14 protein-coding genes are annotated in these 14,102 nt (G+C 69.4%); 7 read left to right on the top strand and 7 right to left on the bottom strand.

Translation table 11 applies throughout. The features are described from left to right. The first annotated feature begins 240 nt into the window (after window positions 1-240). The 3 genes from ACFXGX_RS32015 to ACFXGX_RS32025 all read left to right on the top strand — a co-directional run bounded on the left by ACFXGX_RS32015 (window position 241) and on the right by ACFXGX_RS32025 (window position 3,029). Window positions 241-1,020: a trypsin-like serine peptidase gene (locus ACFXGX_RS32015; RefSeq protein WP_384798086.1), complete on the top strand. Its 780-nt coding sequence runs from the start codon at window positions 241-243 to the stop codon at window positions 1,018-1,020. 107 nt (window positions 1,021-1,127) lie between these two features. Further along, window positions 1,128-2,135 carry an NlpC/P60 family protein gene (locus tag ACFXGX_RS32020; RefSeq protein WP_384798089.1) on the top strand — a complete coding sequence of 336 codons (1,008 nt, stop codon included), beginning with the start codon at window positions 1,128-1,130 and terminating at the stop codon, window positions 2,133-2,135. A 192-nt stretch (window positions 2,136-2,327) separates the two neighbouring features. Then, the gene (locus tag ACFXGX_RS32025; protein ID WP_384798092.1) at window positions 2,328-3,029 is read left to right on the top strand and encodes a phosphatase PAP2 family protein; all 702 of its coding nucleotides are present in this window, start codon (window positions 2,328-2,330) and stop codon (window positions 3,027-3,029) included. 106 nt (window positions 3,030-3,135) lie between these two features. Here ACFXGX_RS32025 and ACFXGX_RS32030 read toward each other — a convergent pair whose 3' ends face one another. Both ACFXGX_RS32030 and ACFXGX_RS32035 read right to left on the bottom strand, forming a co-directional pair. After that, window positions 3,136-4,722 carry an FAD-binding oxidoreductase gene (locus ACFXGX_RS32030; protein WP_384798095.1) on the bottom strand — a complete coding sequence of 529 codons (1,587 nt, stop codon included), beginning with the start codon at window positions 4,720-4,722 and terminating at the stop codon, window positions 3,136-3,138. A 630-nt stretch (window positions 4,723-5,352) separates the two neighbouring features. Then, window positions 5,353-5,523 (bottom strand): hypothetical protein, encoded by a 171-nt coding sequence (locus ACFXGX_RS32035; protein ID WP_384798164.1) that lies wholly within the window; start codon window positions 5,521-5,523, stop codon window positions 5,353-5,355. 118 nt (window positions 5,524-5,641) lie between these two features. On the opposite strand from ACFXGX_RS32035, the gene ACFXGX_RS32040 reads away from it, so the two are divergent. Then, a complete protein-coding gene (locus ACFXGX_RS32040) occupies window positions 5,642-6,475 on the top strand; it encodes a hypothetical protein (RefSeq protein ID WP_384798098.1) in 834 nt (277 codons plus the stop codon). 133 nt (window positions 6,476-6,608) lie between these two features. Continuing rightward, window positions 6,609-6,797, top strand: coding sequence for a hypothetical protein (locus ACFXGX_RS32045; RefSeq protein WP_384798101.1), 189 nt, complete (start codon window positions 6,609-6,611; stop codon window positions 6,795-6,797). Window positions 6,798-6,900: 103 nt separating this feature from the next. Here ACFXGX_RS32045 and ACFXGX_RS32050 read toward each other — a convergent pair whose 3' ends face one another. After that, on the bottom strand, window positions 6,901-7,257 hold the full coding sequence (locus tag ACFXGX_RS32050; RefSeq protein ID WP_384798104.1) for a metal-sensitive transcriptional regulator: 357 nt from the start codon (window positions 7,255-7,257) through the stop codon (window positions 6,901-6,903). A 237-nt stretch (window positions 7,258-7,494) separates the two neighbouring features. On the opposite strand from ACFXGX_RS32050, the gene ACFXGX_RS32055 reads away from it, so the two are divergent. Next, the gene (locus ACFXGX_RS32055; protein WP_054232360.1) at window positions 7,495-8,115 is read left to right on the top strand and encodes a DUF47 domain-containing protein; all 621 of its coding nucleotides are present in this window, start codon (window positions 7,495-7,497) and stop codon (window positions 8,113-8,115) included. Between the two features lie 7 nt (window positions 8,116-8,122). After that, on the top strand, window positions 8,123-9,121 hold the full coding sequence (locus ACFXGX_RS32060; RefSeq protein WP_384798107.1) for an anion permease: 999 nt from the start codon (window positions 8,123-8,125) through the stop codon (window positions 9,119-9,121). A gap of 487 nt (window positions 9,122-9,608) precedes the next feature. On the opposite strand, the gene pstB is transcribed toward ACFXGX_RS32060, so the two are convergent. From pstB to pstS, 4 genes are all read right to left on the bottom strand, one after another. Beyond that, complete coding sequence (gene pstB / locus ACFXGX_RS32065; protein WP_382792164.1) at window positions 9,609-10,385, bottom strand: phosphate ABC transporter ATP-binding protein PstB; 777 nt, start codon at window positions 10,383-10,385, stop codon at window positions 9,609-9,611. A gap of 47 nt (window positions 10,386-10,432) precedes the next feature. Further along, complete coding sequence (pstA, locus tag ACFXGX_RS32070) at window positions 10,433-11,491, bottom strand: phosphate ABC transporter permease PstA (protein ID WP_384798111.1); 1,059 nt, start codon at window positions 11,489-11,491, stop codon at window positions 10,433-10,435. Beyond that, a complete protein-coding gene (pstC, locus tag ACFXGX_RS32075) occupies window positions 11,488-12,495 on the bottom strand; it encodes a phosphate ABC transporter permease subunit PstC (RefSeq protein ID WP_384798158.1) in 1,008 nt (335 codons plus the stop codon). The genes pstA and pstC overlap by 4 nt, the downstream gene beginning before the upstream one ends. Window positions 12,496-12,595: 100 nt before the next feature. Continuing rightward, window positions 12,596-13,726, bottom strand: coding sequence for a phosphate ABC transporter substrate-binding protein PstS (gene pstS, locus ACFXGX_RS32080; protein ID WP_384798114.1), 1,131 nt, complete (start codon window positions 13,724-13,726; stop codon window positions 12,596-12,598). Window positions 13,727-14,102: the final 376 nt, after the last annotated feature.

Genomic DNA, 14,102 nt, shown 5'->3' on the forward strand with positions numbered 1-14,102 from the left:
GAACCGCAGCATGGTCGGCGGCCCCCGGGCCCCCCCCCCCGGGGCGGGCGCGGGGGGGGGGGCCCCCGACGCCGGGAGCAGGGGCCGGGCGCGAGCGGGGCCGTCGTGGCAGGGTGCCGGAGGGGCGAGCGGGGGCGTCGTGTCCGGTGGGCCGCGGTGGCCGGGCGGGGTCGGCGTTCACAGGTGATACTCGGACTGGTCCGAGGTTTTTCTCACCCGCTTGCGGCAAGGTGAGGGGCGATGAAGAGCATCCGCATCACCCGTCTCCCGGAGACCCGGCGGCCGGTACTGCTCGCTGCGGCCCTGGTGCTGCTCGCGGTGACGTCCTCGTCCGTCGCCGCGGCCGACGACGGCCCCGGGCCGTTCGGCGTGACCGTCCGGGCCGCCGAGAACGGCCGGAACGCCCGGGTGGGCGCCCTGTTCCACGGGAGCGCCGCGAGCGAGGGCGCCGGCGGGCACTTCTGCACGGCCTCCGTCGTGCACAGTGAGGGGCGGGATCTCGTCATCACGGCCGCCCACTGCCTGGACGGCGAGGCGGAGCTGTCCTTCGCGCCCGGCTACCGGGACGGCAAGGCACCCCACGGGTTCTGGGACGTCGAGGGCGTGTTCCTCCCCGAAGGGTGGAGGAAGGACCAGGGCGAGGACAGCGACATCGCCTTCGCCGTGCTCGCCACCCGCGACGGCGAGGAGGTCGAGGACGCCGTCGGCGGCGCGAACGCCTTCGCCGCGCACCGCGCCACCGGGGCCACCGCCGTCACCGTCACCGGATACCCCGGCTCCCTCGACACCCCCATCACCTGCACCGACAAGCCCGCCGCCGAGAGCCGTACGCAGCAGCGCGTCGCGTGTCCCGGCTTCGCCGGCGGAACCAGCGGCAGCCCCTGGGTGAACGGGGACGGGGCGGTCGTCGGCGTCATCGGCGGCCACGAACAGGGCGGGGACACCGACGACGTCTCGTACAGCCCCGTGTTCGGCACCGAGGCCGAGGATCTGTACCACGTGGCCGCACTGGCCGGTTGACGCCACTCCGACGGGACATACCGCTCCGTCCGTGCGCGCGACACCCCTCTCGCACAGGGGCCCGCCTCTACACTGACGTCGGCGGACTCCGGGTCGGCGAGGGGCGGTTGACGGTGCGTAAGGCCTGGATCGTGGCGATCGCGGCCGTGGGCGCGGGGATGGGCTTCGTGATGGTGCTCGTCGTCGGGGTCTACCTGGTCGCCGGGAACCTCGCGGGCGGCATCGGCGGCGGATCGGTCGGGCTCGCCAAGGGCGCGGTGCCCGCCGCGTATCAGCCCCTCGTGCAGAAGTGGGGCAACCTCTGCGGCGCGATCAATCCCGCCCTGCTCGCCGCGCAGCTCTATCAGGAGAGCGGATTCAATCCGAACGCCAAGAGCCCGGCGCAGGCGGAAGGGATAGCGCAATTCATTCCGGGGACGTGGGCCACGCACGGCGTCGACGGTGACGGGGACGGCGTCCGCGACGTGTGGAACCCGAATGACGCGATTCCGTCGGCCGCCTCGTACGACTGCGAGCTCGCCTCCTACGTGAAGAACGCACCGGGAAACGTCACCGAGAACATGCTCGCCGCCTACAACGCGGGCGCCTACGCGGTCATCAAGTACGGGGGCGTGCCGCCGTACGCGGAGACCCGGAACTATGTGAAGACGATCACCACGCTGGCGAAGAGCTTCGCCGCTCCCGTCACCCGTGTGGACCCCTCGAAGCAGGCCGCGGGGGCCATCACGTACGCGCAGAAGAAGCTCGGCACGCCCTACCTGTGGGGTGGCAACGGTACGACCGACCAGGGCGGACGGTTCGACTGCTCCGGTCTGACCAAGGCTTCGTACGACAGTGTCGGGGTGACCCTGCCACGGGTGGCCAACGACCAGTACAACGCGGGGCCGCACCCCAAGCGGGACGAACTGCTGCCCGGGGACCTGGTCTTCTTCTCGGACGACCTCACCAACTCCCGCGCCATCCGGCACGTGGGCATCTATGTGGGCGGCGGATACATGATCGACGCTCCCCGGCCCGGTGCCGTCATCCGGTTCGATCCTGTCGACACGCCCGACTACTTCGGGGCCACCCGGGTGACCGAGGATGGCGCGAAAGCATTGCCCACTTCGGTATGAATCCACCCTCTGACCTGGGGCGATATCTCTCTTCGATAACGTGTGCGTGATCATTCCGTGGAGGGTGGAACGTAATGGAGGGAACCGTGCGTTCCTTTTGACGTAGAGAACCGATCTACAACCACGGGGGTGGACGGAGCGGCGCGCGAAAGGGCGCGGTCGCGGGAATGACGACGAAGGGGCCGCAGCGCCATGGCGCAACTCGCCGAATCCGGTTCGAACCCCGACGTCGACCTGCTCTACGACATCAATGGCCTGGCCAAGCACACGCCGCACTGGGCCGACCGGATCATGGAGTTCGTCGGCGAGTGGGGTCTCCTGCTCGCGATGGTCCTCCTGGTCGTGTGGTGCTGGTCGACCGTGCGGCGGCGGGGCGGATCAGACGCGGCGGCGACCGTGGCCGCACTCGTCTGGACCCCGCTCGCGGCCGGTGTCGCCCTCCTCGTGAACGTCCCGATAAGGGGTTTCGTGGAGCGCCCGCGCCCCTTCGTGGACCACCAGGGTCTCGACGTCCTCGTGGGCGGCAAGACCGACTTCTCCTTCGTCAGCGACCACGCGACGATCACCATGGCGATGGGTGTCGGACTCTTCGTCGCGCACCGGAGGTTCGGGCTCGCCGGGATCGCGCTGGCGTTGCTCGAAGGGTTCTGCCGGGTCTTCATGGGCGTGCACTACCCGACGGACGTCATCGGCGGATTCGCGCTCGGCACGGCCGTCGTCCTGCTGCTGTCGCCGCTCGCCATGGCCCTGCTCACCCCGGTCATGAAGGCCGTCGAGACGGCACCGCGCGCGGGCCGGCTGATCCGGTCGCGCGGCGCCGCACCCGCCGGGCGGGAGACGCTGATCCCGGGGGCGCGGGCCGAGCACACGGAGGAACGGGACCTCGCCGCGTAGCGCAGCGCGCCGGGCCGCCATGGTGTAGCGCCGCGTGGGCCGGGCCGCCACGGCGTAGTGCCGCGCGGGCCGGGTCGCCATGCCCGCGCGGCGGCCCGTGGCACCCTCAGAGCGCCTGGGGGAACGAGAAGAAGCGGTTCGGGTCGTACTGGTGCTTCAGGGCCGTGAGCCGGGTGGCCGCGTCCCCGTAGTACGCCTTGCGCCAGTCGGTCAGCGTCGCGTCGGTGTAGTTCTGGTAGGCCGCGCCCGAGGCGTACCGGGTCATCGCGTTGTGGGCGCCCGTCAGCCAGGACTGGGCGGTGCCGCCGGAGGTGCCCGCCCGCCAGGAGACGATGTACTGGGCGAGCATGCGCGAGCGACGGTGCACGAACGCGGTGGACGTGGGCGCGACACGGTTGACGGCGCCGCCCAGCGCGGTGAGCGCGATGCTGCCGGCGCCGCCGCGCACCGCGGAGATCTGGTTCAGGAGGGTCTGGACGCCGGCCGCCGAGATGGACCGGTCGAAGAAGTCCGAACGGGCCGCGTACGTCTCACGGCCGAGGGCGCCCTGCGGGCTGCGGCCCGGAGTCGACCCCGGCAGATGGCACTGGGCGTCGGCGGAGAACGACGAGCAGCCCGCGTACACCTCCATCGACTCCTCGTACGAGCGCCGCTTGAGGGAGACGCTGCGCGCGGGAGAGCCGATCCGGTCCGCGAGCCGGTCCACCGCGTTCTGGAGTTCGCCGTAGGTGCCGAGGGAGAAGGCGGCGATGGAGACGGTGGGCGTGCCGCCGGCCGCGTTGGCCAGGTGGCAGGACGACCAGATCTCGTCCGGCTGGCTCGGGCCCCACTCCTGCCAGGCCTTCACCACCGCCGCGGCCTTGGCCCACGGCCAGGTCATGTACGCCGAGACGCCCTGCGGCGCGGGGTGGGTCTTGAACCGGAGCTCGGTGACGACGCCGAAGTTGCCGTTGCCGGCGCCGCGCAGCGCCCAGAACAGGTCCTTGTTCTCGGTCGCGTTCGCGGTGAGCTGCTTGCCGTCGGCGGTGATCAGCGTCGCCTGGGTGAGGCTGTCGCAGGTCAGTCCGTATGCCCGTGACACGACGCCGTGGCCGCCGCCCAGGGTCAGGCCGGAGACGCCGACGGTGGGGCAGGAGCCGGCGGGGATGGTGACGCCCTTCGCGGCCAGCGCGCGGTAGACGTCGATCAGCTTGGAACCGGCGCCGACGACCGCCTCGTTCGCCGAGGCGCGGATCTTGTTCAGCTTGGAGACGTCGATGATCAGGCGGCCGTCGCCGGAGGACCAACCCGCGTAGGAGTGGCCGCCGTTGCGGATCGAGACCTTCACGCCGTGGGCGCGGGCGTAGTCCATCGTCGTGCGGATGTCGTCGGCGTGCGCGACGTAGGCGACGGCGGCGGGCTTCAGGTTGTCGAAGCGCGTGTTGTAGAGCTGGTGGGCGGCGGTCCAGCTCCGGTCGCCGGGGCGGATCAGGGCGCCGTCCAGTTGGTGGGAGAGCGCGGTCCAGTTGGCGGCCGCCCTGTTGGCCGCGGTCGCCGTGCGTATGCCGGTGGTGTCGGCCGCGCCGCCCGTGGCGCTCGGGGACCCGGCCTTGCCGTCGGCGTGCGCGCCGCCCTTGTCGCTGCCGCTGCAGGCGGACGTCGCCGCCGCCGCGAGGACGGCGGTGGTTCCGCCGATGAACGAACGCCGTTGCATGTGTGCCTCCCGTGGGTTCCGTGGAACGAGACGGGCCCCCGGGCCCGGGGGTTCCGCGCGGCTGTGTCGCAGAACGGCTACAGCACTGCGCATCCCAGCACGTCGGTTTCCGGGCGGCTGCGGCGGGGGGTCGACTGAGACGGCTGAGACCGGTGGGGGGTCGGCGTACCGCGGTTCCGGTCCGGTGGGTGGGTCGGGGCCGTGCCGGTGCATCAGCCCGTCGCCGTTGGGTGAGGGGTGGGCGTCGGTGGCGACGGGCATCGATGTACCGGCACGGCCCCGACGGTGCGTGGCCGGCTGCGGGTGCGTCGTGGTGGCCGCGCCGACCTCTTTGCGTTCGCCCGGCTGCGGGTGCGTCGTGGTGGCCGCGCCGACCTCTTTGCGTTCGCCCGGCTGCGGGTGCGTCGTGGTGGCCGGTCCACATTTCAGCACCGGCCGGGCAGCAGGTTCAGCCCCTCCGGCGACAGTTTCAGTCCCTCCGGGGGCAGTTTCAGCCCCTCCGGCGTTTGAGGAGTGGGGGCTGGGGCGGAGCCCCAGGGGTGATGGGGGTCCCCCCTGGTCGAGCGAAGCCGAGACCTTGGGGGAGGGCAGGGGCGGAGGGGGCGAAGAGGGGCTGGGCGGCGGGAGCGTTCAGGGGGTCGTCGTCAGGGAGTGGGTCGCCGCGTCCGTGCGGGCCTGGCTCCTGGCGCGGCGGGCCGGGCCCCGCCAGCCGCAGGTGCAGCGGGCCAGGCAGAAGGGGCCTTGCTCGACCGTGGTCGTCCGGTGACCGGGAACAGGGTCCATCTCGTCCAGATGCTCCACGCCGACAACGTTACCCAAGCCAAGTGAACGGACTCCTGCCGCGTGACGGGCGCCCCCACCTGTCGTTAACCGGAACGACGGGATGGCCCGGGACGGACCGGCTGGGGGTCGGTGGACGATGGTGGCGCAGCAGCAGGAACGCGCGGCGGCCCTGATCGCGTTGGTCGCGGTGGGACTCATGGTCTGTGGCACCGGATGCTCGGGCGGCGGGGCGGCCGCGGAGGACGTCCGCAGCGGCCCCGGCACCGCCGACACGCTGCGCCGGGCGGTGGCCGCTCTGGAGCACGCCGGCAGCGCGAAGGCCACCACGTCGATGGAGATGGCCACCGGCGGGACCCGGGTCACCATCCGCGGGCAGGGCGTGTACGACTTCAGGAAGCAGACGGGGCGGCTGAAGGTGCTGCTGCCGCAGGATCCCGCGGGAGCGGCCGAGCACCGGCCGATCACCGAACTCCTCGCTCCGGGCGCTCTGTTCATGAAGAACCGGGGGGCCGGCGTGCCCGCCGACAAATGGGTGCGCGTGGAGACCGCCGGTCTCACGGACGGCAATCTCGTCACGGGCGGCGCCACCGATCCGTACGCCGCGGCCGAACTGCTGCGCGGCGCGAGGTCGGTGACGTATGTGGGGAAGACCGAGGTCGCCGGGGTCCCCGTACGGCACTATCGCGGGACCGCCGACCTCGGCACCGCCGCGCGGGACGCCTCGACGGGGCAGCGGCCGGCGCTCAGGGCGGCGGCGAGGGGGTTCGCCACCACCGCGGTGCCGTTCGACGCCTACCTCGACGACCAGGGGCGGCTGCGCAAGGTCCGGCACCGGTTCAGCTTCGTCAACGGACAGCGGAAGGGCACCGTGGCCGTCGCTTCGACGCTCCTGCTGTACGACTTCGGCAGCCCCGCGGTCGTACGGCTGCCGGATTCCTCCGACATCTACACCGGGAAGATCGCGGAGTAGTGGCTTCCGGGGAGATGGGCAAGAGCATCCGGAGCCGTAGCTTCAGAGGAGGGCTGGAAATGGCCCTTCCGTGCCATGCGCGGTGTGTAGGCCGCTCCCTACTCTAGGAAGTCGGTGACGGCAGGAAGAGGTGATGTGCGTGGCTCCGGTCGGCGGTGCGGCAGTTCAGGACCACGTGGCCCTCGCCGAGATCGACCTGTGCGGTGAGCTGATCATCGCGGCCTCGGCGGCGCGCGAGGACCGTCTCAGCCTGGAGAGCATCGACGCGGTGCTGAAAGTGGCCGAAGAGCGCGCTCCTGGGCAGCGGGGCGGGGAGGACTAGTCCTTTCCGGTCCCGTCCTGGTGGCCGAGGCGCGCACGTCGCGGATGTCACATGCGTCGTATCTCTCACGTTTCGCGTACTTCGCGGGGCCGTCGCGGCCGGCTCAGGTGCGCAGCAGGCGGCCGATCGCCTTCGTCGCTTCCTCGACCTTCGCGTCGATCTCGTCGCCGCCCTTGAGGGCCGCGTCCGCCACACAGTGACGCAGGTGCTCCTCCAGGAGCTGGAGGGCGAAGGACTGGAGGGCCTTGGTGGAGGCGGACACCTGGGTGAGTATGTCGATGCAGTAGACGTCCTCGTCGACCATCCGCTGGAGGCCCCGGATCTGGCCCTCGATGCGGCGCAGCCGCTTCAGGTGCTCGTCCTTCTGCTGGTGGTAGCCGTGGATGCCGCGGTCGTGGTCGGTCACGATCCTCTGCGGGTCACCGGAGGGCGCCGTCGCGCCGGCCTCGGTGGTCGTCATCGCGTCCTCCTGCTGGATCCGATCGGCGATCCTGTCTGAAACGCCACTTACATATACCCCTGGTGGGTATATCGTACCGAACTTTGCTGGGTATGGAGCCCTTGCCCGGCGCCGGTACCGGACCCCGTGCCGATCACTGTGCCTGATGGGCGACACTGGGTGGCGGCCCGTTAGCCGTGGCCGGATGATGCGCCTAGCATCAGCCTGACCGAACCGAAGCACCCCGAGGACCCCAACGTGCGCTTTCGTCTGACCCCCAGGGAGACGAGCTTCTACGACATGTTCTCCGCATCCGCGGACAACATCGTCACGGGCTCGAAACTCCTGATGGAACTGCTCGGGGCGGACGCTTCCGCTCGGGCCGAGATCGCAGAGCGTATGCGGGCCGCGGAACACGCTGGTGACGACGCGACACACGCGATCTTCCACCAGCTGAACTCCTCCTTCATCACGCCCTTCGACCGCGAGGACATCTACAACCTCGCCTCTTCCCTCGACGACATCATGGACTTCATGGAGGAGGCCGTCGATCTCGTCGTCCTGTACCAGGTCGAGGAACTCCCCAAGGGCGTCGAGCAGCAGATCGAGGTCCTGGCGCGTGCCGCCGAGCTGACCGCGGAGGCCATGCCCAATCTGCGGACCATGGACAACCTCACGGAGTACTGGATCGAGGTCAACCGTCTGGAGAACCAGGCCGACCAGATCCACCGCAAGCTGCTGGCCCACCTCTTCAACGGCAAGTACGACGCCATCGAGGTACTGAAGCTCAAGCAGATCGTGGACGTTCTGGAGGAAGCGGCCGACGCGTTCGAGCACGTGGCGAACACGGTGGAGACCATCGCCGTCAAGGAGTCCTGACCCGTTCATGGACACCTTTGCTTTGATCGTGACCATCGGGGTCGCGCTCGGTTTCACGTACACGAACGGCTTTCACGACTCGGCGAACGCCATCGCCACCTCTGTGTCCACGCGCGCCCTGACGCCGCGGGCCGCGCTCGCCATGGCCGCGGTGATGAACCTCGCCGGCGCATTCCTCGGCAGCGGGGTCGCCAAGACCGTCAGTGAGGGGCTGATCCAGACGCCCGAGGGCTCGAAGGGGATGGGCATCCTCTTCGCGGCGCTCGTCGGCGCGATCACCTGGAACCTGATCACCTGGTACTTCGGACTGCCGTCCTCGTCCTCGCACGCCCTGTTCGGCGGCATGGTCGGCGCGGCGCTGGCCGGTGGCACGACGGTCTACTGGAACGGGCTGCTCGACAAGGTCATCATCCCGATGTTCCTGTCGCCGGTCGTCGGTCTGCTCGTCGGCTATCTCGTGATGACCTTGATCATGTGGCTGTTCCGGCGGTCCAACCCGCACAAGACCAAGCGCGGTTTCCGTATCGCGCAGACGGTGTCCGCGGCCGGCATGGCACTCGGGCACGGTCTCCAGGACGCCCAGAAGACGATGGGTGTCGTGGTGATGGCGCTGGTCATCGCCGGTGAACAGGGGCCGAACGACCCGATTCCGGTCTGGGTGAAGATCGTCTGCGCGATGATGCTGTCGCTGGGTACGTACGCGGGCGGCTGGCGCATCATGCGGACGCTCGGACGGAAGATCATCGAGCTCGATCCGCCGCAGGGGTTCGCCGCGGAGACGACCGGCGCGTCGATCATGTTCACCACGGCCTACATCTTCAAGGCGCCGATCTCCACGACCCATGTCATCACCTCGGCGATCATGGGCGTCGGGGCGACGAAGCGGGTGAACGCCGTGCGGTGGGGTGTCGCCAAGAACATCGTCCTCGGCTGGTTCATCACCATGCCGGCTGCCGCTCTCGTGGCCGCGGCCAGTTTCTGGGTCGTGAATCTGGCGTTCTTGTAGGGGTGTGATCGCCGCCGGGGTGCCTGGCGGTGCGCGGTGCGCGGTGCGTGGGCCGGTCCTTCGGGGCCGGCCTTTTGCGTTCCCGGGGGCCGGGGGCCGGGGGCCTTGGACCCCCGTTTCCCTCCGCCTCCTCCGCCGCTACCCGTCCCGTGCCTGGGGGCTGCCGACCCCGGACCCCCGCATCGCTTGACGGCCTCGTCCTCGAACGCCGGACGGGCTGAAGATCGGCGGCCGGGCTGTCCGAACTGCTGTCCAAAGCCGGGCTCAGCGCGGGAAGACGAACGTGCCCGCCCCTCCCCGGGAGAGAATGCGAACGGGCCCGCCCCCCAGGGCGAACGCGAACGGGTCCCCGGGAAGGGAAAACGAACGGGCCCGCGCCGGGAGGGAAAACGAAGGGGCCCGCCCCCGGGAGCCAGGGGCGGGCCCTTCTCGTCCTCGCGGTGGCACCGCCATGCAGCACCGCGAGGGGTTTCGGGAGGCGGTCCGGTCAGCCGAAGCGACCGGAGATGTAGTCCTCCGTTGCCTGGACGGACGGGTTGGAGAAGATCCGCTCCGTGTCGTCGATCTCGATGAGGCGGCCGGGCTGGCCCACCGCGGAGAGGTTGAAGAACGCCGTGCGGTCGGAGACGCGCGCGGCCTGCTGCATGTTGTGCGTCACGATGACGATCGTGAAGCGCTCCTTCAGCTCACCGATCAGGTCCTCGATGGCGAGGGTGGAGATCGGGTCCAGGGCCGAGCAGGGCTCGTCCATGAGGAGGACCTGCGGCTCGACCGCGATCGCCCGCGCGATGCACAGACGCTGCTGCTGACCGCCGGACAGGCCGGACCCGGGCTTGTTCAGCCGGTCCTTGACCTCGTTCCAGAGGTTCGCGCCCTTCAGGGACCGCTCGACGATGTCGTTGAGCTCGGACTTCTTGTAGGAGCCGTTGAGCTTCAGGCCCGCCGCCACGTTGTCGAAGATCGACATGGTGGGGAAGGGGTTGGGGCGCTGGAAGACCATGCCGATGGTGCGGCGCACGGCGACGGGGTCTATGCCGTTCCCGTACAGGTCCTCGTCGTCGAGCAGCACCTTGCCCTCGACGCGGCCACCGGGGGTGACCTCGTGCATGCGGTTCAGGGTGCGCAGGAAGGTCGACTTTCCGCAGCCCGAGGGGCCGATGAAGGCCGTCACGGAGCGGGGCTCGACCGTCATGGAGATGTCTTCGATCGCCTTGTGGGCGCTGTAGTAGGCGGTCAGACCGCTTACGTCGATTCGCTTGGCCATGTCAGTCACTGCTTCTTTCGAAAGGATCGGATCGCTGATCGGCCGCGTCAGCGGCCCGTCTTGGGTGCCTTCCAGCGCGCGATGGCGCGGGCACCCATGTTGAGGATCATGACGAACAGGATGAGGGCGAGTGCCGCCGCCCAGGCCCTGTCGATGGACGGCGTGGTTCCGGCCGCGTACTGCTGGTAGATGTACAGCGGCAGTGACGCCTGCGGACCGTCGAACGGGTCGTTGTTGATGAACCCGGTGCCCCACACCAGCAGCAGCATCGGAGCGGTCTCACCGGTGATGCGCGCGACGGCGAGCATCACGCCCGTGGTGATGCCGCCGATGGACGTCGGCAGGACCACCTTGAGGATGGTGCGCCACTTCGGGATGCCGAGCGCGAGGGAGGCCTCGCGCAGCTCGTTCGGGACGAGCTTGAGCATCTCCTCGGTGGAGCGGACCACCACGGGCATCATCAGGATCGACAGGGCCATCGCGCCGGCGAAGCCGGAGTAGCCCATGTCCAGGATCAGGATCCAGAAGCTGAGGATGAACAGACCGGCGACGATCGACGGGATACCCGCCATGACGTCGACGAAGAAGGTGACGGCCTTGGCGAGCTTGCCGCTGCCGTACTCGACGAGGTAGATCGCGGTGAGCACACCGATCGGCACGGCGATGAGCGAGGCGATGCCCACCTGCTCCAGGGTGCCGATGATCGCGTGGTAGATACCGCCGCCGGTCTCGGCGTCGGCGACCACGCCCATGGAGTGGCTCAGGAAGTAGGGGTCGAAGGCCTTGACACCGCGCTTGACCGTCTCCCAGATCAGGGAGACGAGCGGGACGACGGCGACGATGAAGCAGACCCAGACCAGGCTGGTGGCGACCCGGTCCTTGGCCTGGCGGCGGCCCTCGACGCGCGTGGCGACGACGTACGTACCGAGGACGAAGAGGATCGCGGCGATCAGGCCCCACTGGACCTTGCTGTCGAGGCCGGCGGCGAAGGAGATGCCCACTCCGACCGCGATGGATCCCGCGGCGAGTGCCCACGGGGACCACTTGGGAAGGCTGCCGCCGCGCAGGGAGCTGGCGTGCTTGCGGGTGACCGGTGCGTTGCTCATGCGTTGGCCCCCGAGTACTCCTTGCGGCGGTTGATGATGATGCGTGCCGCGCCGTTGACCAGCAGGGTGATCACGAACAGGACCAGACCCGAGGCGATCAGGGCGTCCTGGCCGAACGGGTTGGCCTCGTTGAACTTGGCCGCGATGTTCTGCGCGAACGTGCCGCCGCCGGGATCGAGCAGGCTGGCCTGGATGTCGAAGCTCGGGGACAGCACGGTGGCGACGGCCATCGTCTCGCCGAGCGCGCGGCCGAGGCCGAGCATCGAGGCGGAGATCACGCCGGAGCGGCCGAAGGGCAGCACCGACATGCGGATGACCTCCCAGCGCGTGGCGCCGAGAGCGAGTGCGGCTTCCTGGTGCATCTGCGGAGCCTGGCGGAAGACCTCACGGCTCACGTTCGTGATGATCGGAAGGATCATGATCGCGAGCAGGATGCCGACGGTGAGCATGGAGCGGGGCGCTCCGTCCTGCCAGGTGAAGATGCCGGTCCAGCCGAAGTAGGTGTCGAGCCAGCCGAACAGCCCGATCATGTGCGGTACGAGGACGATGGCGCCCCAGAGGCCGTACACGATGGAGGGGACGGCGGCGAGCAGGTCGATCACGTACGCGATGGGTCCGCCGAGCTTGCGCGGCGCGTAGTGCGTGATGAACAGGGCGATACCGACCGCGACCGGGACCGCGAGGGCCATGGCGATGATCGCGGAGACCACCGTGCCGAAGGCCAGCACCGCGATGCCGAAGACCGGCGGCACCAGGTTGGGGTTCCACTCGAAGGTGGTGAGGAAGTTGCCCTCGTTCTTGCTGAGCGCGAGGGAGGCGCGGTAGGTGAGGAAGACCGCGATGGCGGCCATGATCACCAGGAGGAGGATGCCGGAACCGCGGGAGAGTGCGAGGAAGGCGCGGTCTCCGGCGCGGGTGGCACCGCGGGCGGCGCGCTTGCGCGTGGCGCCCGAAGATCGTGGGGTGGGGGGAGGTGCTTCAGTGCTCTGTGTCGATATGTCCATCATGAGTCTCCGGTCTGCGGAGCCGGTTCGAGTACCGGCTCCAGGCGGCGGTGCACCGGACGGTGCGGCCCGCCTCGGCGAGGCGGGCCGCACACTCGGGTCAGCTCAGGTTCGAGACGGTGCTGCGAACCTTGGTGATGATCTCGGCGGGGATCGGGGCGTACTGGGCGGCGGTGAGCTGGTTCTGGCCGTCCTCGCTCGCGATGTAGGTGAGGAACGCCTTCGTGGCGGCCAGGGTGTCGGCCTTGTTGCCCTTCTCGCAGACGATCTCGTAGGTGACGAGCGTGAGCGGGTAGGCGCCCTCGGCGGTCGGCTTGTAGTTCAGCTCGAGCGCCAGGTCGTTGCCCGTGCCGACGACCTTGGCGGTGGAGATGGCCTTGGTGGCGTTCTCGACGGAGGCCTTGACCGGGGTGGCCGCGTCCGTCTTGAGGTCGACGGTCTTGATGCCGTCAGCGGCGTAGGAGAGCTCGAAGTACGAGATCGCGCCGGGGGTCTGCTTCACCTGCTGGGCGAGGCCGGAGGAACCCTGGGCGGACTGGCCGCCCTTCGCCTGCCACGCCTTGCCGCCGGAGTACTTCCAGTCGGACGGGGCGGTGGCCTTGAGGTACTTGGTGAAGTTGTCCGTGGTGCCGGACTCGTCCGAGCGGTGGAACGCCTGGATCTTGGTGCTGGGAAGCTTCGCGTCGGGGTTCAGCTTCTTGATGGCCGCGTCGTCCCACGTCGTGATCTTGCCGTCGAAGATCTTGCCAATCGTCGCGGCGTCCAGGACGAGGTTGTCGACACCGTCGACGTTGTAGCCGAGCGCGATGGGGCCACCGACCATGGGCAGGTCGACCGCGGCGTTGTTGTTGCAGACCTTCTTGGCGGCCGTGGCCTCTTCGGGCTTGAGCGGCGAGTCCGAACCGGCGAACGCGGTCTGGCCCTGCGTGAACGCGGTGACGCCGGCGCCCGAACCGGTCGGGTTGTAGTTGATCTGGACGTTCTTGCAGGCGGCCGTGAAGGCCTTGACCCAGGCGTCGATCGCGTTCTTCTGCGCGGAGGAGCCGGAGGCCTGCAGCTGACCCTTGGCGTCGTCACACTTGATGGCGCTGTTGTTGCTGGCCGAGGCCGAGCTGCCGCCACCGGTGGTGTTGCCGGTGTCGTCAGAACCGCACGCCGTGAGGGCCAGGGCGCCGGAGACGGCGAGAGCACCGAGGGTGAGGGCACGCCGGTTCATGCGCTGAAGCTTCACTTCGGGAGTTCCTTCCAGGAGCCGCCGTCAGGTGGCGGCGTGCGATGTCTGTGTACTGCGGTCCGTAGCGATGGGATGAGTTGGCCCTGGGGCTTCCTTCGCACCGCGTAAGGCCGAAATTAAGCAGATCAGGTGAAGGCGCCGAAGGCCGTAAGTGAACGGGGGGTGAACCCCTGACGGCGGTGCGGTGAGGTCACGGAACGCTCACGTCGAGGACACGGCTGTGTCCCGGCTGAGGGGGCCGGAAGGGAAACTCCAGGTAACCGAACGGGTGCGGTCGTGACGCGTGACGCCCATGTTCCCGTCATAGCTCATTCGCCCCGATTTCCTCATGAGCAACAGCGAAGGGCGCGCTCACTACGGTGAGTGGCCGCCA

This window comes from Streptomyces sp. NPDC059371, assembly GCF_042751995.1.
Lineage (GTDB): Bacteria > Actinomycetota > Actinomycetes > Streptomycetales > Streptomycetaceae > Streptomyces.

Excerpts from the sequence above, each read along its gene's own strand:
- ACFXGX_RS32015 (WP_384798086.1), top strand. The coding sequence starts at position 241 with ATGAAGAGCATCCGCATCACCCGTCTCCCGGAGACCCGGCGGCCGGTA.
- ACFXGX_RS32025 (WP_384798092.1), top strand. The coding sequence starts at position 2,328 with ATGGCGCAACTCGCCGAATCCGGTTCGAACCCCGACGTCGACCTGCTC.
- ACFXGX_RS32030 (WP_384798095.1), bottom strand. The coding sequence starts at position 4,722 with ATGCAACGGCGTTCGTTCATCGGCGGAACCACCGCCGTCCTCGCGGCG.
- ACFXGX_RS32040 (WP_384798098.1), top strand. The coding sequence starts at position 5,642 with ATGGTGGCGCAGCAGCAGGAACGCGCGGCGGCCCTGATCGCGTTGGTC.
- ACFXGX_RS32045 (WP_384798101.1), top strand. The coding sequence starts at position 6,609 with ATGTGCGTGGCTCCGGTCGGCGGTGCGGCAGTTCAGGACCACGTGGCC.
- ACFXGX_RS32050 (WP_384798104.1), bottom strand. The coding sequence starts at position 7,257 with ATGACGACCACCGAGGCCGGCGCGACGGCGCCCTCCGGTGACCCGCAG.
- ACFXGX_RS32060 (WP_384798107.1), top strand. The coding sequence starts at position 8,123 with ATGGACACCTTTGCTTTGATCGTGACCATCGGGGTCGCGCTCGGTTTC.
- pstB (WP_382792164.1), bottom strand. The coding sequence starts at position 10,385 with ATGGCCAAGCGAATCGACGTAAGCGGTCTGACCGCCTACTACAGCGCC.
- pstA (WP_384798111.1), bottom strand. The coding sequence starts at position 11,491 with ATGAGCAACGCACCGGTCACCCGCAAGCACGCCAGCTCCCTGCGCGGC.
- pstC (WP_384798158.1), bottom strand. The coding sequence starts at position 12,495 with ATGGACATATCGACACAGAGCACTGAAGCACCTCCCCCCACCCCACGA.